Annotated in this window: 21 protein-coding genes; 11 read left to right on the top strand and 10 right to left on the bottom strand. The window is 71.2% G+C overall.

All coding sequences use genetic code 11. From position 1 onward, the window contains the following. Positions 1-67: 67 nt before the first annotated feature. From ACTMTI_RS21550 to ACTMTI_RS21580, 7 genes are all read left to right on the top strand, one after another. On the top strand, positions 68-1507 hold the full coding sequence (locus ACTMTI_RS21550) for a sugar transferase (protein WP_441122244.1): 1440 nt from the start codon (positions 68-70) through the stop codon (positions 1505-1507). Next, positions 1507-2271 (top strand): 3'(2'),5'-bisphosphate nucleotidase CysQ, encoded by a 765-nt coding sequence (locus ACTMTI_RS21555; protein ID WP_441122245.1) that lies wholly within the window; start codon positions 1507-1509, stop codon positions 2269-2271. Before ACTMTI_RS21550 ends, ACTMTI_RS21555 begins: the two co-directional genes overlap by 1 nt. A 20-nt stretch (positions 2272-2291) precedes the next feature. Then, the gene (gene cysD / locus ACTMTI_RS21560) at positions 2292-3206 is read left to right on the top strand and encodes a sulfate adenylyltransferase subunit CysD (protein WP_441122246.1); all 915 of its coding nucleotides are present in this window, start codon (positions 2292-2294) and stop codon (positions 3204-3206) included. Further along, complete coding sequence (locus ACTMTI_RS21565) at positions 3206-4468, top strand: sulfate adenylyltransferase subunit 1 (RefSeq protein WP_441122247.1); 1263 nt, start codon at positions 3206-3208, stop codon at positions 4466-4468. The genes cysD and ACTMTI_RS21565 overlap by 1 nt, the downstream gene beginning before the upstream one ends. Positions 4469-4559: 91 nt before the next feature. Next, positions 4560-5462: a sulfotransferase gene (locus tag ACTMTI_RS21570; protein ID WP_441122248.1), complete on the top strand. Its 903-nt coding sequence runs from the start codon at positions 4560-4562 to the stop codon at positions 5460-5462. After that, complete coding sequence (locus tag ACTMTI_RS21575; RefSeq protein ID WP_441122249.1) at positions 5459-6397, top strand: glycosyltransferase family 2 protein; 939 nt, start codon at positions 5459-5461, stop codon at positions 6395-6397. The genes ACTMTI_RS21570 and ACTMTI_RS21575 overlap by 4 nt, the downstream gene beginning before the upstream one ends. A 260-nt stretch (positions 6398-6657) precedes the next feature. Then, complete coding sequence (locus ACTMTI_RS21580; RefSeq protein ID WP_441122250.1) at positions 6658-7410, top strand: WecB/TagA/CpsF family glycosyltransferase; 753 nt, start codon at positions 6658-6660, stop codon at positions 7408-7410. Here ACTMTI_RS21580 and ACTMTI_RS21585 read toward each other — a convergent pair. From ACTMTI_RS21585 to ACTMTI_RS21615, 7 genes are read right to left on the bottom strand one after another with little or no spacing between them, the layout of a single operon-like run. Further along, positions 7397-8287, bottom strand: coding sequence for a sulfotransferase (locus tag ACTMTI_RS21585; protein WP_441122251.1), 891 nt, complete (start codon positions 8285-8287; stop codon positions 7397-7399). The genes ACTMTI_RS21580 and ACTMTI_RS21585 overlap by 14 nt on opposite strands. Further along, positions 8284-9531 carry a lipopolysaccharide biosynthesis protein gene (locus tag ACTMTI_RS21590; RefSeq protein ID WP_441122252.1) on the bottom strand — a complete coding sequence of 416 codons (1248 nt, stop codon included), beginning with the start codon at positions 9529-9531 and terminating at the stop codon, positions 8284-8286. Before ACTMTI_RS21590 ends, ACTMTI_RS21585 begins: the two co-directional genes overlap by 4 nt. Next, the gene (locus ACTMTI_RS21595; RefSeq protein ID WP_441122253.1) at positions 9519-10373 is read right to left on the bottom strand and encodes a sulfotransferase domain-containing protein; all 855 of its coding nucleotides are present in this window, start codon (positions 10371-10373) and stop codon (positions 9519-9521) included. Before ACTMTI_RS21595 ends, ACTMTI_RS21590 begins: the two co-directional genes overlap by 13 nt. Next, the gene (locus tag ACTMTI_RS21600; RefSeq protein WP_441122254.1) at positions 10370-11266 is read right to left on the bottom strand and encodes a hypothetical protein; all 897 of its coding nucleotides are present in this window, start codon (positions 11264-11266) and stop codon (positions 10370-10372) included. The genes ACTMTI_RS21595 and ACTMTI_RS21600 overlap by 4 nt, the downstream gene beginning before the upstream one ends. Continuing rightward, entirely contained in the window at positions 11263-12528 is a 1266-nt protein-coding gene (locus tag ACTMTI_RS21605) for a hypothetical protein (RefSeq protein WP_441122255.1), read from the bottom strand. Before ACTMTI_RS21605 ends, ACTMTI_RS21600 begins: the two co-directional genes overlap by 4 nt. Beyond that, positions 12525-13838 carry a Wzz/FepE/Etk N-terminal domain-containing protein gene (locus ACTMTI_RS21610; protein WP_441122256.1) on the bottom strand — a complete coding sequence of 438 codons (1314 nt, stop codon included), beginning with the start codon at positions 13836-13838 and terminating at the stop codon, positions 12525-12527. Before ACTMTI_RS21610 ends, ACTMTI_RS21605 begins: the two co-directional genes overlap by 4 nt. Positions 13839-13891: 53 nt before the next feature. After that, the gene (locus ACTMTI_RS21615) at positions 13892-14080 is read right to left on the bottom strand and encodes a hypothetical protein (RefSeq protein ID WP_441122257.1); all 189 of its coding nucleotides are present in this window, start codon (positions 14078-14080) and stop codon (positions 13892-13894) included. A gap of 101 nt (positions 14081-14181) precedes the next feature. Between ACTMTI_RS21615 and ACTMTI_RS21620 the strand changes: the two genes are divergently transcribed. After that, positions 14182-15231 (top strand): glycoside hydrolase family 26 protein, encoded by a 1050-nt coding sequence (locus ACTMTI_RS21620; protein WP_441122258.1) that lies wholly within the window; start codon positions 14182-14184, stop codon positions 15229-15231. Here ACTMTI_RS21620 and ACTMTI_RS21625 read toward each other — a convergent pair. The 3 genes from ACTMTI_RS21625 to ACTMTI_RS21635 form a co-directional block, all read right to left on the bottom strand. Next, positions 15176-15997, bottom strand: a complete 822-nt coding sequence (locus ACTMTI_RS21625; protein WP_441122475.1) for a sulfite exporter TauE/SafE family protein — start codon at positions 15995-15997, stop codon at positions 15176-15178. The two genes, ACTMTI_RS21620 and ACTMTI_RS21625, sit on opposite strands and share 56 nt — an antisense overlap. A gap of 151 nt (positions 15998-16148) precedes the next feature. Further along, positions 16149-17363, bottom strand: a complete 1215-nt coding sequence (gene cysC, locus ACTMTI_RS21630; protein ID WP_441122259.1) for an adenylyl-sulfate kinase — start codon at positions 17361-17363, stop codon at positions 16149-16151. 70 nt (positions 17364-17433) lie between these two features. After that, a complete protein-coding gene (locus tag ACTMTI_RS21635; protein WP_441122260.1) occupies positions 17434-18153 on the bottom strand; it encodes a class I SAM-dependent methyltransferase in 720 nt (239 codons plus the stop codon). 62 nt (positions 18154-18215) lie between these two features. Here ACTMTI_RS21635 and ACTMTI_RS21640 point away from each other — a divergent pair, with 62 nt between their 5' ends. The 3 genes from ACTMTI_RS21640 to ACTMTI_RS21650 all read left to right on the top strand — a co-directional run bounded on the left by ACTMTI_RS21640 (position 18216) and on the right by ACTMTI_RS21650 (position 22804). Further along, positions 18216-18578, top strand: a complete 363-nt coding sequence (locus ACTMTI_RS21640; protein WP_441122261.1) for a signal peptidase I — start codon at positions 18216-18218, stop codon at positions 18576-18578. Between the two features lie 92 nt (positions 18579-18670). After that, positions 18671-22159 (top strand): transcription-repair coupling factor, encoded by a 3489-nt coding sequence (gene mfd / locus ACTMTI_RS21645; protein WP_441122262.1) that lies wholly within the window; start codon positions 18671-18673, stop codon positions 22157-22159. 30 nt (positions 22160-22189) lie between these two features. Further along, on the top strand, positions 22190-22804 hold the full coding sequence (locus tag ACTMTI_RS21650) for a SurA N-terminal domain-containing protein (RefSeq protein ID WP_441122263.1): 615 nt from the start codon (positions 22190-22192) through the stop codon (positions 22802-22804). The last annotated feature ends 2 nt before the right edge of the window (positions 22805-22806 follow it).

Genomic DNA, 22806 nt, shown 5'->3' on the forward strand with positions numbered 1-22806 from the left:
GCTACGATCTGTGACTGTCCGTTCAGGAATGGTCACCTGGAGGTCGCGCGTGCGCGTGGAGGGACTCATGACCGTGGTCGGATCCGGTCACGTGGCCTCATGGCGGGTCAGCCCGCGCACGCCTGCCTGGATTCACTCCTATCGCCTGCGCGCCGTGCTGGCCGACCTGTGCGGGGCGGGCATCGCCTCCGCCGTCGCCTTCACCGTCAGGTTCGGCGGGCTCACCCCATACGTGCTGCCGTACCTGCTGGTCAGCCTGGCGCTGCCGGTGGTGTGGACGTGCGCGGTGGCACTGCACCGGGCCTACGAGCCGCGCATGATCGGCGTCGGCTCCGAGGAGTTCCGCAGAGTCGTGCAGTCCGGCGTGGCGCTGACCGCCGCCACCGCCATCGGCTCCTACGTCACCAAGACCGACGTCGCGCGCGGCTACGTGGTGCTCGCGCTGCCGCTGGTCACGCTGCTCACCCTGGTCTTCAGATACGCCCTGCGCCGCTCCCTGCACCGGCGCAGAGCCGCGGGCGAGTGCATGCGCAAGGTCGTGGCGGTCGGCCACGCGGCCTCGATCGCGGAGCTGGTGGAGCTGTTGCGCAAGGAGCGCCACCACGGCATGGACGTCGTGGCCGCCTGCCTGCCCGGGACCGGCCCCGGTGATCGGATCGCCGGCGTGCCGGTCGCGGGGGACCTCAGCGACGTGCCGATCGTCGTGGACCAGCACAGGGCCGACACCGTGGCCGTGCTGGCCTGCCCCGAAATGGACGGGCAGGCGCTGCGACGGCTGGCCTGGCGGCTGGAGCGCACCCGTACGGAGCTGGTGGTCGCTCCCGCGCTGATGGACGTGGCCGGGCCGCGCACCATGATCAGACCGGTGGCCGGACTGCCGCTGCTGCACGTGGAGCATCCCGAGCTGACAGGAGCCAGGCAACTGGTCAAAAACGTCTTCGACCGGCTGGTGGCCGTCGCGCTGCTGACGGTGCTGGCGCCGGTGCTGGCGGGGCTGGCGGTGGCCGTACGCGTGACGAGTCCCGGGCCCGCGCTGTTCCGGCAGACCAGAATCGGCAGGGACGGCAGGCCGTTCACGATCCTGAAGTTCCGCACCATGCGCCGCGGCTCCGAGCAGCAGAAGATCACCCTGGTCAGCGATCGCGACGGGCTGCTGTTCAAGATCCGCAATGATCCGCGGATCACGCCGCTCGGCACGCTGATGCGCCGTCACTCGCTCGACGAGCTGCCCCAGCTCATCAACGTCGTGCTGGGCCAGATGTCGCTCGTCGGGCCGCGCCCGCCGCTGCCTGAAGAGGTGGCGCGCTACGGTGACGACGTGCGTAGACGACTCCTCGTACGCCCCGGGCTGACCGGGCTGTGGCAGGTCAGTGGCCGATCTGACCTATCGTGGGAGGAATCCGTACGTCTCGACCTGCGTTACGTTGAGAACTGGTCCCTCACCCTGGACCTCCAGATCCTGTGGAAGACCTGGTCGGCAGTCGCCCGCGGGCAAGGAGCATATTGATGACGATTCGCGACGACCACGCGCTCGCCGCCGATTTGGCGACAGAGGCGGGGGAGCGGCTTTTGCGGACTCGCGAGCGCCTGGGGTTCGATGACCCGGCCGGGCTGAAGGCGGAGGGGGACCGGTCCGCCCACGTCTTCCTCATGGAGTCGCTGGGGCGACTGCGGCCGAGCGACAGCGTGCTGTCGGAGGAGGCCACCCGCGAGGAGCGACTCGACCCGCGCAGGCTCAAGGCGGACCGGGTGTGGATCGTGGACCCGCTCGACGGCACCCGGGAGTTCTCCGAGGAGGGCCGGGCCGACTGGGCCGTTCACGTGGCGTTGTGGGAGCGCGGCCGGCTGAGCGCGGGCGCCGTGGCGCTGCCCGCCCAGGGCCGCACGCTGACCACCGCCGACCCGCCCAAGCTGCCGGAGTTCGCCGGCGGGCGCTTCCGCATCGCGGTGAGCCGCACCAGGCCGCCGGAGTTCGTCAAGAACCTCGCCTTCCTCGTGGGCGCCGACCTCGTGCCGATCGGCTCGGCCGGGGCGAAGATCTCCGCGGTGCTCACCGGCGAGGTCGAGGCATACGTGCACGCCGGAGGCCAATACGAGTGGGATTCGGCCGCGCCGGTCGCCGTCGCGCTGGCCGCCGGAGCCCACGCGAGCCGCATCGACGGCGCGGCGCCGACCTACAACCAAGCCGACCCTTCACTACCAGATATTCTGGTTTCCCTACCGGAGCTGGCGGCATCCCTGCTCGCCGGGATTCGGGACCTGCACCGCTGAACCGCCGGAGGAATGCTCCCATGCTCCAGCGCGACTACACGACGTCGCAGCTCGACGTGCTCGAGGCCGAAGCCATCCACATCATGCGCGAGGTGGCCGCCGAGTTCGAGCGTCCCTGTCTGCTCTTCTCCGGGGGCAAGGACTCGATCGTCATGCTCCGCATCGCGGAGAAGGCGTTCTGGCCCGCGCCGATCCCGTTCCCGCTGATGCACGTGGACACCGGTCACAACTTCGACGAGGTGATCGAGTTCCGTGACCGCCGCTCGGCCGAGCTCGGCGCCCGGCTGATCGTGGCCAGCGTGCAGGACTCCATCGACCAGGGCCGGGTCGTGGAGGAGACCGGGCGGCGCGCCTCCCGCAACCGCCTGCAGACCACCACGCTGCTGGACGCGATCGAGGAGCACGAGTTCGACGCCGTCTTCGGCGGCGCGCGGCGCGATGAGGAAAAGGCCCGCGCCAAGGAGCGGGTCTTCTCCTTCCGCGACGACTTCGGCCAGTGGGATCCGAAGAACCAGCGCCCCGAGCTGTGGAACCTCTACAACGCGCGCATCCGCAAGGGTGAGCACATCCGCGTCTTCCCGCTGTCCAACTGGACCGAACTCGACGTCTGGGACTACATCCGGCGTGAGGGCATCGAGATCCCGTCCATCTACTTCGCCCACACCCGCAAGGTCTTCGAACGCGACGGCATGCTGCTGCCCGACGCCGACGTCGTCCAGCGCGGCGACGACGAGCCGCTGATCGAGGCCGTGGTGCGCTACCGCACCGTGGGCGACATGACCTGCACCGGCGCCGTGCAGTCCACGGCCGCGACGGTGGAGGAGATCATCGAGGAGATCGCGGCCACCCGGATCACCGAGCGGGGGGCCACCAGGGCCGACGACCGCTCCTCCGAGGCCGCCATGGAGGACCGCAAGCGAGAGGGCTACTTCTAATGGACATTCTTCGCTTTGCCACCGCGGGGAGCGTCGACGACGGCAAGTCCACTCTCATCGGACGGTTGCTCTACGACTCCAAGGCGATCTTCGAGGACCAGCTCGAGGCCGTCGAGCGCACCTCGCGCGACCGCGGCACCGAATACACCGACCTGTCGCTGCTGACCGACGGGCTGCGGGCCGAGCGCGAGCAGGGCATCACGATCGACGTGGCGTACCGGTATTTCGCCACGCCGCGCCGCAAGTTCATCATCGCCGACACCCCCGGCCACATCCAATACACCCGCAACATGGTCACCGGCGCCTCCACCGCCGACCTGGCGATCATCCTCATCGACGCCCGCAAGGGCGTGCTGGAGCAGTCCCGCCGGCACGCGTTCCTGACCTCGCTGCTGCGCGTGCCGCACCTGGTGCTGGCCGTCAACAAGATGGACCTGGTCGACTACTCCCAGGAACGCTTCGAGGAGATCAAGGACGAGTTCACCGCGTTCGCCTCCAAGCTCAACGTCTCCGACCTGACCTTCATCCCGATCTCCGCGCTGATCGGCGACAACGTGGTCTCCCGCTCGCAGAACATGCCCTGGTATCTGGGCACCTCGCTGCTGCACCACCTGGAGAACGTCCACTTCGCCTCCGACCGCAACCTGGTCGACGTGCGCTTCCCCGTCCAATACGTCATCCGCCCGCAGCGGGCCACCGAGCACGCCTTCCACGACTACCGCGGCTACGCCGGCCAGGTGGCCGGCGGCGTGCTCAAGCCCGGCGACGAGGTGGTGCACCTGCCCTCCGGCCTGACCACCCGGATCGCCTCCATCGACACCTTCGACGGCCCGGTGGAAGAGGCGTTCCCGCCCATGTCGGTGACGCTGCGCTTCGAAGACGACCTCGACATCTCGCGCGGCGACATGATCGCCCGCCCCAACAACCAGCCGCACGTGGCACAGGATCTGGAAGCCATGGTCTGCTGGATGGCCGACGGGCTCAAACTGACCCCGCGCTCCAAACTGACCATCAAGCACACCACCCGGAGCGCCCGCGCACTCGTCCGCGACCTGCACTACCGGCTCGACGTCAACACCCTGCACCGCGACGAGGAAGCCACCTCACTCGGCCTCAACGAGATCGGCCGGGTCTCACTGCGCGTCACGCAACCGCTGTTCGTCGACGACTACGGGCGCAACCGGCTCACAGGCGGCTTCATCCTGGTGGACGAGGCCACCAACGGCACGGTGGGCGCGGGCATGATCTTGGACTCGCGCTGAGGTAGATCTTTCCGTGTTTCGCTGACCGGCTGATTACTCTCCGCGCTAGGGTCTTCGCGTTCCGTGTTCAACGACGCGAAAGCCCTGCTCCGTGACCGACAGCGCAACCACCACCCGGGTGATCTACCTGGGCGGCCTGGGCCGTAGCGGCACCACCCTGCTCGAGAGGCTCCTAGCGGAGCTTCCCGGCGTGGTCGCGCTTGGAGAGGTAGTGCACCTCTGGGAGCGGGGAGTGCTCGCGGGGGAGCCCTGCGGGTGCGGCGTGGCCTTTCCCGCCTGCGCCTTCTGGCGGCAGGTGGGGGAGCGAGCGTTCGGCGGCTGGACCAGACACTTGGCGGAGCGGGTCCTGATGCTGCGGCACCGGGTCGACCGCACCCGCAGGATCGCGTCCATCGCGCATCCCGACCTGGCCGAATACGCGCTGGCGTACCGGCTGCTCTACGAGGCCACGGGCGCCCAGGTCGTGATCGACTCCAGCAAGCACGCGTCGCTGGCCTGGTGCCTGGTGACGAGCGGCCTGGACGTGCGGGTCGTGCACGTGGTCAGGGACCCGCGGGCGGTCGCCCACTCCTGGAGCAGGACCGTGGAGCGGCCCGAGGACGGCCGCCCCATGACCCGGTGGGGGCCCGCCCGCACCGCGCTGCACTGGACGGCCCAGAACGCCGCGCTGGAGCTGCTCGCCGGGCGCGGGGCGCTGGTCACCAGAGTCCGCTACGAAGACCTGCTGGCCGCCCCTGAGCCCACGCTCGCGACGCTGACGCGACGACTCGGGCTGGCGGGGGCGCCGCGGCTGCCGTTCGTCGAGGGCCGGACCGCCTGGCTGGGCCCCTCGCACACCGCCTCAGGCAACCCGATGCGGTTCCACGTGGGACGGCTGGAGCTGCGGCGAGACGACTCCTGGGTGACGAGCCTGCCCGAGGGCGACCGGCGCGTGGTCAACGCACTCACCTGGCCGCTCAGAGCCCGGTACGGCTACTGGGGGACGGCGGCGTGACCCGGCCATCGCCGGGCGGCGTGCCCTGTCCGCGTGGCGGCGTGACCCGGCGGCCGCGATCCGTGGGCGTGGTGATCCCCACCCGCGGCGACCGCCCCGGCCCGTTGCGCGAGGCCGTCGAGGCGGTGCTGGCGCAGGACTATCCGGGGCGGCTCTCCGTGGTCGTGGTGGCCGACGGCGTTCCTGCCGGGGAGGTGGGCGTCGATACGCGCCGTCGCCTGCGCGTCCTGCCCAACACCCGCACGCCCGGACTTCCCGGGGCACGCAACACCGGCATCGCCGCCTGCGACACCGACCTCGTCGCCTTCTGCGACGACGACGACGTCTGGCTGCCGGGCAAGCTCGCCGCCCAGGCGCGGGCTCTGGACGACGGCGGCGAATTCGCCAGCTGCGGCATCGAGATCGAGTACGGCCGCCGCCGCGTGCCACGCCTCGCCGGCGCCTCGACCGTGACCGCGGCGGCTCTCGCCAGGTCGCGCATGGTGATGGTGCACTCGTCGACGTTCCTGTTCGAGCGCGGCGCGCTGTGGGCCGACGAGAGCGCGCCCGCCGGGCAGAACGAGGACTGGGACCTGGCGTTGCGGGCGGCGAAACGGCGGCCGATCGTCAACGTCGACCGGCCGCTCGTGCGGGTGCGATGGGGTGGATCCCACTACGCCACCCGGTGGGCGGACCGCATTGCCGGGCTCGACTGGATGCTCGCCCGGCACCCCGAACTGGCCGTGGACCCGCGCGGCGCGGCACGGGTCTACGGCCAGCTGGCCTTCAGCCACGCCGCGCTCGGGCACCGGCGGGAGGCCGTTCGCTGGGCCGCTCGCACGTTCGCGGCCCGGCTCGGCGAACCCCGCGCCCCTATCGCGCTGGCGGTGGCGGCCGGCCTCGTCCCCGCGCCCGCCGTGCTGTCGCTGCTGCACCGTCGGGGGCACGGCATTTGACCGTGACCCCGCGCAACCTCCCCGTCCAGCGTCTTGCCGACGTCCCGCCACAGGCGCCTGCGCCGGCGGCCGCCGAGGACTCGGCTCCGGCGGCACGAGACATCGGCAGCGTCCAACGGGCACCTGCCACTGCGGGCCACAGCGCCGGGGAACGCGCTCCCGACGCACAAGCGGAAGGACGCGACCCGGCCGCTCGGGAGGTGCGAGGGATTGCGGCAAGCGGGTGCGATCCGCAGGGGCGAGGCGGCGGTGGCGGGCGGGTGCAGGTTGCCGGGGTCGGCTTTGACGCGGTCACCGAGGACGAGGTGGTCGACTGGGTGGCCGCTGAGCTGGCGGCAGGGAGGGGCGGGCGGATCGTCACCCCGAACGTCGACATCTGCCGGGCCGCGGCCGTCGATCCCGCGCTCAAGGACCTCGTCCGCACCGCCGACCTGGTGGTGGCCGACGGGATGCCGCTGGTGTGGGCGGCCAGGCTGCTCGGCACGCCGCTGCCCGAGCGGGTCACCGGAGCCGACCTCATCTGGTCCCTGAGCAAGCTCGCCGCCCGCCACGGCTGGCCCGTCTACCTGCTCGGCGGCCCCCCAGGCGCCCCGCAGAAGGCCGCCCGCGAGCTCACGAGCTGCTACCCCCGGCTGCGGATCTGCGGCGTCCACGCGCCGCCTTACTGCTTCGACGCCACCCCCGAGGGCGGCGACCGGGTGCGGCGGGCGGTGATCGCCGCGCGGCCGAGGCTGGTGTTCGTCGGGCTCGGGTTCCCCCGGCAGGATCGGCTCATCGCGGACCTGCGCGAAGAGCTGCCGGAAACGTGGTTCCTGGGGTGCGGGGCGGCGATCGCGTTCGCGGCGGGGACGGTGCCCAGGGCGCCGGTGTGGATGCGGCGGATCGGGCTGGAGTGGGCGTTCCGGCTCGGCGGCGAGCCTGCCCGGTTGGCGCGCCGCTACCTGGTCGACGACCTTCCGTTCGCGGTACGGCTGCTCGGCCGCTGCCTCGTCACCCGGCTCAGGAGGATGTGAGGGTACGGACGCGCGCCGCCTCCTCGGGGCTCAGCCCACGGCCGGCCAGGTCCAGAGCCCGGCGTGAGTCCATCCGCCGGTACGCCGTGCGCGACAGCCCCGACCAGGCGAAACCGGCCGCCGAGACGGGCCCCGTGCACGCCTTGGCGATGCGGCGTTCGGCGGCGGGCGTCCATGGGAGGCCCGCGTAGGCGTACAGACGCTGGAAGCCGGTCAGCGGGTCGGCGGCCAGGGACTCGTACGAGGTGAGGAGGATCCCCGGCGTCCGGGACAGGATCGCGTGGGTGACCCGCCACAGGGCGGCGGCCTTGGCGAGGCGGTCCTGGGAGCCGACGAGGGCACGCAGCTCCAGCAGCTCCGGATGGTCACGGACGAGCAGCGGCTGTTCCAGCAGCTCGTGGAAGTAGACCGTCCATCCCAGGCGCTGCCAGCTCGCCGCGAACGACACCGGGTCCCGTACCAGCGCGATGACCCGGCACCCCAGCCGCCGCGCGAACCAGCCCGCGCTCAGCACCGCGAACGGGTCGTCGAGCAGGGCCCGACGGCCCGCCAGGCGGCCGAGCGTGAAAGCGGTGCCGTAGCGGAGCAGGCGGGCCAGGTCGTACGGGGCGCGGTTCGCGCGCAGCTCGGCCAGCCAGTGGTAGCGCAGCGCGACCGTGGCGCGGAAGGCAGGCAGCCAGTCGGCGGCGTTGTCGTCGCAGATGTACTGGAACCGGTGCGTCACCTCGGCCCGCAGCACGCCGGGGCAGCGGCCGGGCGGGTGCTCGGGGTTGAGCGGCTCGTTGACGTAGACCACGTCACGGCCGGCCGCGAGCATCTTGCCGGTCCAGCTCGTACCGCTCCGCGGCAGCCCCGTCACCAGGATGGGATCGCTCATGCCGCGGCCCACCTGCGCAGACGCAACGCCGCCAGGCTGTGGCGGCCGAAGGGGTGCAGGCCGTAGCGGCGGTGGAGCTGCCACAGCGGCAGCAGGTTCTTGACCAGCACGCCGCCGGACCAGCCGACGACCGCCCCCAGCGCCCCATGGGCGGGGATCAGGGCCAGGTCCAGGGCCAGCGTGCAGCCGATCGCCGCCAGCAGGTTGAGCAGGCTCCTCCCGGTGTGCCCGGCGGCGGTCAGCACCACGTCCACCATGCCGCAGGCCGTGGCCACCATCATCGTCCCGGCCAGCACCAGCGCCACCGGCGCCGCCGCCTCGTACGCGGGCCCGAACACCCCCAGCAGCCAGGGCGCCAGCGCCCCATACGCCAGCCACACCGGCCAGGTCAGCAGCACCAGCCAGACCGTGGCGCCCTGGTACAGCTCCCTGGCCCGCGCCAGCTCCCCGCGCGCCAGCGCCTCGACCAGCCGGGACTGTACGGCCTGCGCCAGCCCCTGGTTCGCCAGCTGCCCCACGACCTTGAACCGGGTGGCGGCCGTGTAGACGGCGGCCTGCGCGGGGCCGCCGAGCAGCGCGACGATCACGATGTCCACCCGCTGGAACACCGCCTGGAGCGCCCCCGCCACCGAGCGCGGAGCCGTGTGCCGCCACAGATCCCGCCCCGTGCCCGGCAGGTACGGGCTCCGCGGCACCCGCCCCCGCAACCCGGCCGCCGCCAGCACCAGCACCGGCACGTACGGCAGCCCCCATGCCACCGGCAACCACTCGGGCGCCCCCGCCACCGCCACCCCGGCCACCAGCACGAGCTGCGCGGCCGGCAGCAGCACCCCGTCCAGCAGCACCGTCGCCCGCATGGACCCGAACCCCCGGCCGGCCGCCAGCAGAACGTCACCCAGCACCATCACCGGCAGCATCGCCGCCAGCACGCCCAGCCGCGGGTAGAGCACCACGGCGGCGGCGCAGGCCACGATCGCGCAGGGCACGACCGCCGCCCGGATATATCCCGAAATACCGAGATGCCCGTACGTTGACGCCCGCGCGATGAAGTACACGAGCCCATTGCCCGCGTCCAACTTGGCGACCCCCGCCGCCATCAGCGCCACGGCGGTGGCGGCGAAGAACGCCCCCGCCTCGGCGGCGCTGAACGCCCTGGTCACGACCACCACGAGCAGGAACTGCGCCAGCGCGGAGAACCCCGCTCCGGTGACGCCCGCGATCCCGCCCCGCGTCACCGCCGCCACGACGGCTCCTCACCCAGCCACCGCACCAGCCGCGCGTCGTACGGCTCGAAATGGTCGCGCAACGCCTGCTCCAGCGCACGCGGCAGCGGCCGGGGCAGCGGCCGGCCGTTGTGCCGCTCGAACGCCGGATACCCCAAATGCGGCACCCCCAGGAACTCCAGCACCCGCTCGTAAACGGACTCCGGCTCACGGAAGAAGAGATGGCTGTCCAGCACCAGGATCCGATCCCGCCCGAACAGCGGCTCCAGCCGGTCCAGCTGCTCGGCGTAGCGGCCCCGCGCCAGGTATGCCTGATGCTGGTGCGCGTGGTGCAGCGCGTACGGCGACTCGCGCAGCAGCTGCTCGGCACCCGCCAGCCGCCGCGTCTCCAGCTCGATCGCGTACTCGAAGTGCGACTCGTCCTCGAACCCTCTGGCCAGCTCGTGCGCATGGGCCGAGCAGGCCCGCTCCACCGGATCGCGCACCAGCACGATCAGCTTCACCCCGGGCAGATCGGCCGCGATCCGCGCCCCGGCCAGCGGATGAAATAGGTAATAGGGGGACGACTCGAACGCCAGTGCCCGGGCGCCGTACCGATGCGTGAGCAGCGCCGCGCTGATCCGCAACGGAAAGTGCGCCCGATACCATGGCAGCCCGCGCCAGTAGGCGACGTCGAAGTAGTGCACGCCCTTGTGCAGCACCGGTTTGAGCAGCAGCGGGTGCTGCGCCAGCGCCCGGTAGAGGGACGTGGTGCCGCACCGCTGCGCCCCGGCGATCAGGAACGACGGCAGCATCCGCGCCCCCGACGTGAACCTGCCGGCGGTCCGCGACAACGACAACACGGCCCGCTTCATCGTCCTCATATCACTAGTTCCTCGTGGTCCACGACCGGATTGAGCCAGGTCTCCGGCGCCCCGAGCGGCCAGTGCCCGTCCGCCGCGTGCCGGTCGGCGAGCGCGATGAGGTACCGCAGCGCGGTCTGCTTGGCCACGGCCCCCGACAGGCCTAGGGGCGCGAGCTCGCGTACGGCCCGCGCCACGCACGCCCGGGCGGCCGTGGGCGGGTCCATCCTGCGCAGCGCCCGCTGGAAGAAGTGATGTACGGCGTCGAACCCATAGGGCACGCCGACCGCGTAGCGCTCCCAGTCCCACACGAGCAGCCGCCCGTCGGCGGACGGGCACATGTTCCAGGGTGCGAAGTCGCCGTGCCAGGCCGCGCCGGGCGCGCCGGTGCCCGCGATCTCCCTGATCGCGTCGAGGAGCAGCTCCCGCGGCACCCGGCCGCGCCGCACCGGCAGCGGCGTCAGGGCCAGCACCGCGAGCCCGCGCCACTCGCCGTGGTGCAGCACGGCGGGCACGGTCACCGTAGCCAGGCGCATCCCGGCCAACCGGCGCAGAGCCGCCGCCTCGGCGCTGATCAGCTCGCGCGCCCGCGCGCTGTCGCCGATCTTGACGAACGCCAGCCGCCGCCCGCCGGAGCGGACCTCCAGGATGGGCTTGCGGTTGGCCCGCCGCGCGGGCCGCACGTGCAGGACGGTCTCGACCGGCCGGCCGAAGACCTCGCTCAGGTGCGCCCGGATCGACCCCTCGTCCGGCACGACGACGCGGGACCACAGATGCCACCAGCGGCGCGGCGCCAGCCGGCGTGGCACGGCGGCGTGCGGCAGCACCGTGTACGCCCGGGGCGAGCCGGACCCCGGATACAGCAGCCGGACGGTCTCGGCGAGGTAGCCGAGCCGGACGTCGGCGTCGTTCACGCGTTCCTCCACAGCAGAGCGAACGAGATGAGATAGAGGCTGAGGGGCGTGACCAGGCCGTCGTAGATGAACATGTAGAGCAGCACGAGCCCCATCACGAGCACCCCGGCCAGCCCGATCGGGCTGCGGTCGCGCCAGTGGCGGCGGATCGCGGCCACGAAGAACGCCACATAGAGCGCCGCCCCCGTGAACCCCTGCGTGATGATCAGCAGCCAGAGCTGCCCGTCGCTGCCCAGCGGCGGATGCCCGCAGGTCGGGCACCACTCGGTCTTGCCGGTGGTGATCGTGCGGTGGCTGCCCAGCGCGTTGCGGGTGTTGCCGTAGCCGATCACCGGCGAGTGCCCGGCCGCCGCGAGCGTGGCGGTCACGGTGAAGGCCCTGATGTCGTTGGAGTGCGGCTTGTCCAGCCGCTGCGCGAACATCGCCGCGAGCGGGCTGAGCGCGAACGCCACCGCCCCGGCGGCCACGGCAGCGCACAACGCCGCCCTGGTGCGCCCGCCAACCCGGACGATCAGGTACACCACGGCCAGGCCCAGGCCGATCCAGAGGCCGCGGTTGAGCGAGTACACGATGGGGATCGCGGCCAGGGCGATCAACACGGCCGCGGCGAACCTGCGGCGCGGCCCGCCGTACACCCACCAGCCGACCACGAACCAGACCAGCAGCACCGACACGTTGCTGCCCCAGGCGTTCGCCCACTCGAACGGCGCCTCCGGCCGAGGGGAGGAGAAGCCGAGCACCTTCTGCGTCTGCGCGGCGGTGGGCTGGATCAGGTTCTGCACGAACGGGTTCCCGCTGAGCCACTCCGGCAGCAGCAGCTCCACCGGCGAGGTGAAGGAGAAGTCCGGGACGAGCACGCCGAGCAGCCCGCCCGCGACCGTCGTGACGAACAGCACGCCGAGCATGCGCACCAGGCGCAGTTGTGGCAGTTCGCGCTCGGTCAGGTTACCCAGGTAGAGCGCCATGATCAGGACTGCCGTGTACAGCGCCAGCCGCATGGCGTAGCCGACGACCCGGCCTGGGCCGAGCTCGCCGTACGTGCCCGGCGGCGTCTCGGCCAGCATCATCGCGCTCACCAGATAGCCGGCGAGCAGCAGCACCCACAGCCCGAAGCCCGGCGGCACCCTGATCGGCCGGCGTCGCCACAGCAGCACCGCCATCGGCACCGCCAGGACGACCACCGACAGGCCGCCGAACCCGAGCGCCCACCAGAGCGGATAGCCGACCAGCAGCGCCGCGATGGGCCAGGCCGGTCCTCTCACGGTTGCTGGCCCGGCAGGGTCTGGCGCATCACCTGCATGGGTGTGGTCTCGGCCGACACGCTCACCCCGAACTCACCGGTCGCGACGAGCTTGCCGAGCGGGGTCTGCGTGCGCGGCTCCAGCAGCGGCACGAACGACGGCACCGCGTCGGCCGCCGTCACCACGCCGATGATCGGCACGTCATGCCTGCCGAACCGGCGTACGGCGGCCGCGACCTCCTCGGCGGTGACCCGGCCCAGCCCGACCAGCAGCAGGGCCGCGTCCGCCCGGGCCAGGTCGCGCACGTCGGAGCCGTCGAGCACCGACAGCGGGGCGCTGACCGCCAGCTCCGCCGGTGACGAGGCGTGCAGGTCCGCGGGCAGCGCCTGGACCAGCAGGCGCTTGCCCGGGCACGCGGCCACCACGGCGCAGGCCAGCTCGTGCAGGACGCCGTGCTCCCGCGCACCGGAGAGATCGCTCAGCACCGGCAGCCCGGTCAGCCGCTCGACGTCGGCGGCCGTCCGCAGCCGCGTGTCCAGCCGGTCGCGGACGTAGGCCGCGGCGGAGCCGGCCAGCAGCCCGATCATCAGCCCGGTGCCGAGGTAGAGCGGCAGGCGGGGCGAGCTGGGCGCGGCCGGCGGCGCGGCCCGGCTGATGATCGTGCCGGGGGTCACCGCGACCGTCCGCAGCGTGTCGTACTTCAGCGCGAGGCCTGCGGCCTGCCGGTTGAGCACGCTCTGCCGCTGCAGCGCGATGGCGTGCTCAGGGCTGCCTTTGGGCAGCCGGGCGAGCTCCTTGATCACCGCGCTGATGCCTGCGTTGACCTGCTTGAACTTGCTCAGCACCGCCTGCTGCTGCGCGGTCAGCGCGGCCAGCGCGCTCTCGCGCCGGTGCGCGAGGTAGGCGTCGGCGTACGCGTGGGACTGGGCGGCCGCGGCGGCGGGGTCGGGGGCGGTCACCGAGATCCACAGGACCGCCGAGTTGGGCGGCACCGAGACCTCGACGGGCTCGGGCGCGCCGGTTCCCAGCGTTCTGGCGGCGCGGGCGGCGACCACGGCCGACTGCGCGACCTGGGCCTCGGTGTCGAGGTTGAGGGATTCGCGCTGGCGGGGTGTCACCGAGTTGCCCGGCTCCTGCGGGCCGACCGGCATGACGAGCACCTGCGAGGTGGCGGTGTAGGCGGGCGGCGTGAGGCGCATCAGCGCGAGTCCGGCCGTGCCGCCGAACACGACGCAGCCGGTGAGGAGCAGCCACCGCCTGCGCAGCAGCGAGAGATGTTCGTCCAGGTCGGCGCCGGGGCGGCGGACCTGGACGTCCGGTGACTGGCTCATGGGGGGCGGGTCTCCTGATGGTGTGCGCAGTGTCGCGGACCGGCGACTCTGCGTCACGTGCCGAGATGTGCGCCCACTATAGGGCGGACGGTCAGCACCCAGGTTGAATACGCAAGATTTTCTCCGGTACGGCCATAAAGCAAAGCTTCAAATAAATCGAAATTCCATGAAAATTCGGGCGCACCGCAACCCATCGCGAACTGGGGATACTTCCACTCTGGCTGAAGTTCCAGGAATGACATGGCAAGGTTCAGGTGTGACAGGGCGGGGGTCCTTCAGCAAGGGGGGTTGGAAGACTTTGCGGCTACACGGAATTTCTCAAACCACAACAATCATTCTGGCCGTGGTGGCGGTGCCGGCCGCGCTGGGCGCCTGCTCCGGCGCGGAGCACTCCAGCGCGGCCGGCTCCGGCACGCGGGCGCCGGTCGAGACCGCCGCCAAGGAACTCGAGGGCGCGCCTGCCTGCACGGCCACCGCCAGGCTCATTCCGTCGTGCGGCGCCTGGTGGGGCCTGGCGCCCGAGGTCTTCACCGGCGCGCCGATCGAGCAGGCGGTGCACGGCGCGGAGGCGCGCATGGGGGCCGCCGCCGACGTGCTGCACGTCTACCACCGGGGCAGCGAGCTGTTCCCCACCGCCGCGGAGGTCCGGCTGGCCCGGGACCCGGCGCGGCCGCGGCTGCTCATGATCAACTGGAAGCCGTCGTTCGACCATACGTGGGCCGAGATCGCCGGCGGGGCCCTCGACGCCAGGATCGACCGGCTGGCCGGCTATCTCCGGCGCACCTTTCCCGAGCGGTTCTTCCTCACCATCCACCACGAACCGGAGAACGACGTGGACGCCTCCTCCGGCTCGGGCATGCAGGCCACCGACTACGCGGCCATGTTCCGGCACGTCGTGCTCAGGCTGCGCGAGCAGGGCGTGAAGAACGCGGTCACGGTCATGACGTACATGGGCGCGCCCAACTGGGCGGCCAAGCCGTGGTTCGAGGAGCTCTACCCGGGTGACGACGTGGTGGACTGGGTGGCCATGGACCCCTACGCCGACGACCGCGTCCAGGACTTCGACGGGCTGGTCAACAAGACGCGCGAGGAGTACGCGCGGTGGCCCGGGTTCTACCGGTGGATGCAGGCCCGCTTTCCCGGCAAGCCGGTCATGGTGGCCGAGTGGGGGGTGTTCGAGCGGCAGGACGACCCTTCGTTCAAGAAGGAGTTCTTCGCGTCGGTGCGCCGGCAGATCAAGCGCTATCCGCAGATCAAGGCGCTGCTCTACTTCGACTCGCCGCGGGCGCCGCGCGGGGACACCAGCTTCGACTCCAACTCCGCGGCCGGCCGGGCGTTCACGGAACTCGCGCGAGATCCGTACTTTCGCTCGACGAGCGTCCCGAGGCCCTGATGCGCTCCCTCACAGCGCCCGCGATCGTGACCACGATGGCGACCGCGAGGGCCCAGATCGTGAGCGTGTTGCTCGCGTCGAGCAGCTTGAGGGCGGAGGCCAGCAGCACGATCGCCAGCATGGCCCTGATCAGGCCGCCGGGAGCCCGTGAGGAGATCTTCGCGCCGAGGTAGACGCCCGGGATCGAGCCGATGAGCAGTGACAGCGTCAGGTCCAGCTGGAAGTCGCCGAACATCAGGTGGCCGAGCGCGGCCGCGGCGACCAGCGGCACGGCCTGCACCAGGTCGGTGCCGACGAGCTGGTTGGCCTTGAGCGCCGGGTAGAGGACGAGCAGGGCGACGATGATCAGCGATCCGGATCCGACGGAGGAGACGCCGACGACCAATCCGCCTACCATACCGACCAGTAGGGTCGGAATTGGGCGCACGACGATCTCGTGCGCGCTCGACGTGCCTCCCCGGGCGCCGAGCCAGCTCTTGACCGCCATGCCCACCACGGCCAGCAGCAGCGCCACGCCGAGGGCGTATTTGACGGCGTCGGTCACCGCGAACGCGCGTGCCAGGAACACCCCGCAGAACGCGGTCGGCACCGACCCCGCGCACAGCCAGCCGACCAGACGCAGGTTGACCGTGCCGCGACGCAGGTGCACCGCGCTGCCGACCGGCTTCATGACGGCCGAGGCGACCAGGTCGCTGGAGACCGCGGCCAGTGGGGGGACGTTGAAGAACAGCATCATCATCGGCGTCATGAGGGCGCCGCCGCCCATCCCGGTCAGCCCGACCACGATGGCGACGAGAAAGGACCCGCCGATCAGGGGGAGATCTACGCTCACTGGTCGCTCACCAGCTCCTCCTCCGCTCCGCGGAGTGCCTCGTTCCTCGGCTTTCCACTCCGCTCAGCGCGTCGGGTTCGCTCCGTCAACGGACCCAGCCTCCAGACCGCAGTGTCTCCAGCACCTGGGAGACGGCCGCCTCGATGGTGACGTGCGTGGTGTCGATCACCAGGTCCGCGTCGTCCGGCTCCTCGTAGGGATCGGAGATGCCGGTGAACTCGGGGATGAGCCCGGCGCGGGCCTTGGCGTACAGGCCCTTGCGGTCGCGCCGCTCGCATTCCTCCAGCGGCGTGGCGACGTGAACGAGCAGGAAGTCGGCGCCGACCGACTCGACCATCTCGCGCACCTCCTCGCGGGTGGCCGCGTAGGGGGCGATGGGCGCGCAGATGGCGAGCCCGCCGTGGCGCGCGGCCTCGGCGGCGACGAAGCCGATGCGGCGGATGTTGAGGTCGCGGTCGCTCTTGGAGAACGTCAGACCCTTCGACAGCAGGTGGCGCACCACGTCTCCGTCGAGATAGGTCACCGTGCGGGTGCCGATCTCCAGCAGCGCGTCGTGCAGGCCGCGGGCGATCGTGGACTTGCCCGAGCCCGACAGCCCGGTGAAGAACACCACGAGCCCGCGCCGGTGCGGCGGCCCCGGGATGCTCACCGGCTCGGGGCCTGCCAGGTGCTCGGTCGCGCCGTAGGCGGTGGCGATGTGCTCGCGTAGCTCCAGGTCGATCTCGGGCTCCGCGCGCGGCGCCAGGGGAACGGAGACCGCGAGCGTGTCCTTGGGCAACCGCTCCTGGGCACGCAGCGCGGCGCGTACGACCGCGGGGCCCGCCTCGCCGTACGAGAGGGGGAGAAGCATGATCACCGCGTTGAGGTCCTTCGCGGTGGCGACGATCTCGGAGAGATCGTCGAGGGGTCCGCGCATGGTGACGGCGAGCGCGGGACGACCGCCGAGTTGGGCCTTCACCTCCGCTGGGGTACGCCGCAAGCGCGCGAACGGCCCGTGCTCCGGCGTGCCGAGGCCCTTGATCGGCCCCGAGGTCAGCCCATCGGCCTCTTGGGCCGTTACGGTGAGGGTGGCGAGCGGCAGGCCCTCCGGGTCGAGCAGGGTGACCTCGTCGCCGGGGGAGACCTCGACGGGCAGGTGGAGGGTGACGGCGGCGGGCCACGGGGTGCCGTCGGCGAGCGTGCCGCGCTCGTGCACCGCGTGGAGGTCGTCGTGGCCCAGGAACCCGATCAGCGGCTCGAAGGCGCCGGAGAGCAGCAGCTCGAGGTCGGCCAGCTCGCGGGGGCCGGGAGTCCACTCCACGTTTCCTGCATCCCAACTATTCCGATTGAATTGGTAGGGAAGGAGTTTAGCGGTTGATGCCGGTGTGCCGCTAGATGACCCGGGCGAAGTGATGCTGCGGTTTCCTGATCACCATCGTGATCTCGTCGTGCGAGGCGGGGTAGCGGTCGCGGGTGGCGTTGGCGGCGGCCTTGACCGCTGCGCGGCCGATCCTGCTCGCGCGCGCGGGGCCGCTGGTGTTGCGCTCCTCATCGAGGATCATGAGGCCGCGGCTGAGGCAGAACGTGTGCATGCCGTCGCTCGAGGTCAGTGGCTCGTAGACGGCAGGCAGCGGCCCCGGGATGCCGGAGGGCACGAGAGGGCGCCACATGAGGCGGCGCAGCCATGCCGGCGTGATCCGGTCCAGCAGCCCGTAGGCGGACTTGCGGTCGCGCATGCGCAGGAGCACCAGGCCGCCGGGGCGCAGGGAGTGCAGCAGCCGGTCGAACACGAGCTCGGGATGCCTGACCCGCTCCAGCAGGAACGACAGCTGGATCAGGTCGAAGGCCCGCGGCGGCAGCGGCACGCTGCGCAGGTCGCCCAGCGACCAGGCGACCAGGTCGTCCCGCTCCTCCAACGCCATCCTGATCGCCGGTTGGTCCTCGTCGACTCCGGTGGCCTTGATCTCGATCCGCTCCAGCTCCAGCGGATGGTCGTGCGCGCACCCTGCGACCAGCACGTCGAGCCGCCTGCCGTATTGGCCCGCCCAGTGCTCGCGGACGCGCTGACCGAAGAGATCGCCTCGTTGGGCGATCGATCGCACCTCAGACATGTCACCTACAGTAATCAATCGATCCGGATCGGTAAGGCATTTCCCTGCTAGCGTCCTTCCCCGTGAGCGACCAGATCTACGTGGGAAACGCGACCGTCGACGGGAGCGCCGACGCGGGCTGGCTTCTCGGTCACTTCAAACCCCCTGGCGATCCACGGCACAGTCAGGACGTCGAGATCAAGTGGGGCGTGCATCCGCCGGGCGAGGAGCGGGCGCGGTGGGCCGGCGGCGAGACGCGCACCGCGCTGCTCGTCCTGATCAGCGGCCGGTTCCGGCTGGAGTTCCCGGGCCGGAGCGTGTTGCTGTCCGAGCCGGGCGACTACGTGGTCTGGGGCAAGGGCGTGGACCATTCGTGGCAGGCGGAAGAGGCCTCCACCGTGCTGACCGTCCGCTGGCCTTCCGTACCTGGTTACCAGGCCGGGTGAGGGCGCACGGCTAGTACCCTTGAGAGGAACCCCCGCAACCTTCTCCGGCCGGGGGTAGTCGTGTTGCCGTCGTGGGGCTGTGGGCGTATCTGATGAGTCTTTCCGGACTGCTTGACCTTGTTCGCGCCGACCCGAAACTGACCGCCGCCCTGGAAGAGGGCGGCGACGTCTCGCTGATCGCGCCGTCCGCGCTGCGGCCGTTCGGCGTGGCCGCGCTGGCCATGCACGACCAGCGGACCGTGCTCGCCATCACCGCGACGGGACGCGAGGCCGAAGACCTCGCCGCGGCGCTGACCAGCCTCGTCGAGCCCAGCTCGGTGGCGGTGTTCCCGGCGTGGGAGACGCTGCCGCACGAGCGGCTCTCGCCGCGCAGCGACACCGTGGGGCAGCGGCTCGCGGTGCTCAGGAGGCTGGCGCATCCGGTCAAGGGCGACACCTCGGCCGGGCCGCTCAGCGTGGTCGTGACCCCCGTCAGGGCGCTGCTGCAGCCGATCGTCAAGGGCCTGGGCGACCTGGAGCCGATCAGGCTGCGGGCGGGCGACGACGCCGACCTCGACGACGTGGTCGACGCCCTCGTCACCAACGGCTACCACCGGGTCGACATGGTGGAGAAGCGCGGCGAGGTGGCCGTGCGCGGCGGGCTGCTGGACGTGTTCCCGCCGACCGAGGAGCATCCGCTGCGGCTGGAGTTCTGGGGCGACACGGTCGAGGAGATCCGCTGGTTCAAGGTGGCCGACCAGCGCTCGCTGGAGGCGGCCGAGGACGGGCTGTTCGCGCCGCCGTGCCGCGAGATGCTGCTGACCGACGAGGTCAGGGCCAGGGCGCGGGAGCTGGCCGAACAACATCCGGCGCTGGCCGAGGTGCTCGACCAGCTCGCCGAGGGCTCGCCGGTCGAGGGCATGGAGGCGTTCGCGCCCGTGCTGTCCGGTGAGATGGATTTGCTGCTCGACCACCTGCCGATCCGGTCGGCCGTGTTCGTGTGCGATCCCGAGCGGATCAGGGGACGGGCCGAGGAGCTCGTACGCACCTCGCAGGAGTTCCTGGAGGCCTCCTGGATCAACGCGGCGGCCGGCGGCGAGGCGCCGATCGACCTGGGCGCGGCGGCTTTCCGCACGCTGGAGGAGATCCGCGACCACGCCGACGCGCTGGGACAGCCGTGGTGGACGCTGGCGCCGTTCGGCGGCGGGGTGGAGCTGGACGCCCAGGACTCCGAGGCCTACCGCGGCGACACGGCCAAGGCGCTGGCCGACATCAAGGGCTGGCTGGCCGACGACAAGGCGGTCGTGCTGCTCAGTGAGGGCCACGGCCCGGCCGAGCGGATGGTGGAGCTGCTCAAGGGCGTGGACGTGCCCGCCAGGCTCCAGCAGTTCCTGGACAAGGCCCCCGAGCCCAAGGTCGTGCACGTCTCGACCGGCCTGATCGAGCACGGGTTCATCACGCCCAACCTGGCCGTGCTCACCCACCTGGACCTGGTCGGGCAGAAGGCGTCCACCAAGGACATGCGGCGCCTGCCGTCGCGGCGCCGCAACATGGTGGACCCGCTGCAGCTCAAGGTCGGCGACCACGTGGTGCACGAGCAGCACGGCGTGGGCCGCTACGTCGAGATGGTCCAGCGCACGATCCAGGGCGCCACGCGCGAATACCTGGTCATCGAATACGCCAAGGGCGACCGCCTCTACGTCCCCACCGACCAGCTCGACGAGGTCACCCGCTACGTCGGCGGCGAGGCGCCCACGCTCAACCGCATGGGCGGCGCCGACTGGGCCAAGGCCAAGTCCAGGGCGAAGAAGGCGGTCAAGGAGATCGCCGGGGAGCTGATCAGGCTTTACTCGGCCCGCATGGCCTCGCCGGGACACGCGTTCGGGGACGACACGCCGTGGCAGCGGGAGATGGAGGACGCCTTCCCGTACGCCGAGACCGGCGACCAGCTCGCGGCCATCGACGAGGTCAAGCGCGACATGGAGCGCGGCGTCCCGATGGACCGGCTGATCTGCGGCGACGTCGGCTACGGCAAGACCGAGATCGCGGTGCGGGCGGCGTTCAAGGCGGTGCAGGACGGCAAGCAGGTCGCGGTGCTGGTGCCGACGACGCTGCTGGTCCAGCAGCACATGTCGACGTTCGCCGAGCGGTTCTCCAGCTTTCCCGTCGCGGTGAAGCCGGTCTCCCGGTTCCAGACCGACGGCGAGGTCAAGGGCACGCTCGACGGGCTCAGGAGCGGCGCTATCGACGTGGTGATCGGCACCCACCGGCTGCTCAGCCCCGAGGTCAGGTTCAAGGATCTCGGGCTGATCATCATCGACGAGGAGCAGCGGTTCGGTGTCGAGCACAAGGAGGCCATGAAGCACCTGCGCACGCAGGTGGACGTGCTGGCCATGTCGGCCACGCCGATCCCGCGCACGCTGGAGATGGGGCTGACCGGCATCCGCGAGATGTCCACGATCCTCACGCCGCCGGAGGAGCGGCATCCGATTCTCACGTTCGTGGGGCCGTACGAGGAGAAGCAGATCGGCGCCGCGATCCGGCGCGAGCTGATGCGCGATGGGCAGATCTTCTTCGTGCACAACCGGGTGGCCTCGATCAACCGGGTCGCCGCGCGGCTGCGTGAGCTGGTCCCCGAGGCCCGCATCGCGATCGCGCACGGGCAGATGAACGAGCACCAGCTCGAGAAGATCATGGTGGGCTTCTGGGAGCGCGAGTACGACCTGCTCGTCTGCACCACGATCGTCGAGTCGGGCCTCGACGTCCCCAACGCCAACACGCTGATCGTGGACCGCGCCGACAACTACGGCCTGTCCCAGCTCCACCAGCTCAGAGGCCGGGTCGGGCGAGGCAGGGAGCGCGGTTACGCGTACTTCCTCTATCCGCCGGAGAAGCCGCTCACCGAGACCGCGCACGAGCGCCTGGCCACGATCTCGCAGCACACCGAGATGGGCGCGGGCATGTACGTCGCGATGAAGGACCTGGAGATCCGCGGCGCGGGCAACGTGCTCGGCGCCGAGCAGTCCGGCTTCATCGCGGGCGTCGGGTTCGACCTCTACGTGCGGCTGATGGCCGAGGCCGTGGCGGAGCAGAAGGCCAAGCTCGACGGCCGCGAGGTGCGCGAAGAACTGCACGACGTCAAGGTCGAGCTGCCGATCAACGCGCACATCCCGCACGACTACGTCACCTCCGAGCGGCTGCGGCTGGAGGCGTACAAGCGGATGGCCGCCATCGCCTCGGAGTCCGACATCGACGAGGTGCGCGACGAGCTCACCGACCGCTACGGCAAGCCGCCGGCGGAGGTGGACAACCTCCTGGAGGTCGCGAGGTTCCGGATCATGGCCCGGCGGGCCGGGCTCACGGACGTCACGCTGCAGGGACAGAACATCAAGTTCGGCCCGGCCCGGCTCAGGGAGTCGCAGCAGGTGCGCCTGGACCGGCTCTACAAGAAGGCCATCTACAAGCAGGCCGCGGAGACGCTGCTGGTGCCGGTCCCCAAGACCAAGCCGCTGGGCGGGCAGCCGCTCCGTGATCTCGATCTGCTCAAATGGTGCGGTGACCTGGTTGAGGCGATGTTCCTCGAGCCGGCCCGGGTAAGCTAGCGGCGGTTTTTCGGTCGGAAAGGGACGCACGTGAAGTCGATACGAGTGGCTGTGGCCGCTGCGGCGGTGGGCATCGCGCTGACCGCCTGTTCTTCCCCCATGCAGGCCGGAGCCGCGGCCGTGGTGGGGAACGAACGCATCACGACGAGCCAGCTCAACACGGACACGCAGGAATACATCGCTGCGCTGAAGCGGGCCAAGCTGGACGAGTCGGCGCTCGGCGGCGTGCCCGCCAGCCACATCGTGCTGCAGCGCCTGGTCAACGTCGCCGCCTCCAGGCAGCTCATAGAGCGCTACCGCGTACAGGTGACCCAGTCGGAGATCGACACCGCGCTCAAGAACCCCGGCCAGTTCCAGTCGCCGGAGATCAACCTGCTGGCCAGCGGCGTCTCGCCGGCTGACGCCGAGGATTACGGGCGGGTCCTGGTCGGCCTGACGAAGCTGCAGCAGCAGTTCGGCGGCGAGAGCGGGCGGGAGCGGCTGGGCAAGGAGCTCGGCGCGATCAAGCCGATCTTCAACCCCCGTTACGGCGCGCTCAACCCGCAGCCGTCGCAGGAGAACCCGTCGGTGTTCGTGGACACCGGCAGGTTCGGCAAGCTCGCCCCGCAGCAGCAGCAACAGCCGCCGCAGCAGCAGCAGGGCTAACC

It is taken from the genome of Nonomuraea sp. H19 (genome assembly GCF_052068215.1).
Taxonomy (GTDB): Bacteria; Actinomycetota; Actinomycetes; order Streptosporangiales; family Streptosporangiaceae; genus Nonomuraea.

Excerpts from the sequence above, each read along its gene's own strand:
- ACTMTI_RS21550 (WP_441122244.1), top strand. The coding sequence starts at position 68 with ATGACCGTGGTCGGATCCGGTCACGTGGCCTCATGGCGGGTCAGCCCG.
- ACTMTI_RS21555 (WP_441122245.1), top strand. The coding sequence starts at position 1,507 with ATGACGATTCGCGACGACCACGCGCTCGCCGCCGATTTGGCGACAGAG.
- cysD (WP_441122246.1), top strand. The coding sequence starts at position 2,292 with ATGCTCCAGCGCGACTACACGACGTCGCAGCTCGACGTGCTCGAGGCC.
- ACTMTI_RS21565 (WP_441122247.1), top strand. The coding sequence starts at position 3,206 with ATGGACATTCTTCGCTTTGCCACCGCGGGGAGCGTCGACGACGGCAAG.
- ACTMTI_RS21585 (WP_441122251.1), bottom strand. The coding sequence starts at position 8,287 with ATGAGCGATCCCATCCTGGTGACGGGGCTGCCGCGGAGCGGTACGAGC.
- ACTMTI_RS21595 (WP_441122253.1), bottom strand. The coding sequence starts at position 10,373 with ATGAGGACGATGAAGCGGGCCGTGTTGTCGTTGTCGCGGACCGCCGGC.
- ACTMTI_RS21610 (WP_441122256.1), bottom strand. The coding sequence starts at position 13,838 with ATGAGCCAGTCACCGGACGTCCAGGTCCGCCGCCCCGGCGCCGACCTG.
- ACTMTI_RS21615 (WP_441122257.1), bottom strand. The coding sequence starts at position 14,080 with ATGTCATTCCTGGAACTTCAGCCAGAGTGGAAGTATCCCCAGTTCGCG.
- ACTMTI_RS21625 (WP_441122475.1), bottom strand. The coding sequence starts at position 15,997 with ATGGGCGGCGGCGCCCTCATGACGCCGATGATGATGCTGTTCTTCAAC.
- ACTMTI_RS21635 (WP_441122260.1), bottom strand. The coding sequence starts at position 18,153 with ATGTCTGAGGTGCGATCGATCGCCCAACGAGGCGATCTCTTCGGTCAG.
- mfd (WP_441122262.1), top strand. The coding sequence starts at position 18,671 with ATGAGTCTTTCCGGACTGCTTGACCTTGTTCGCGCCGACCCGAAACTG.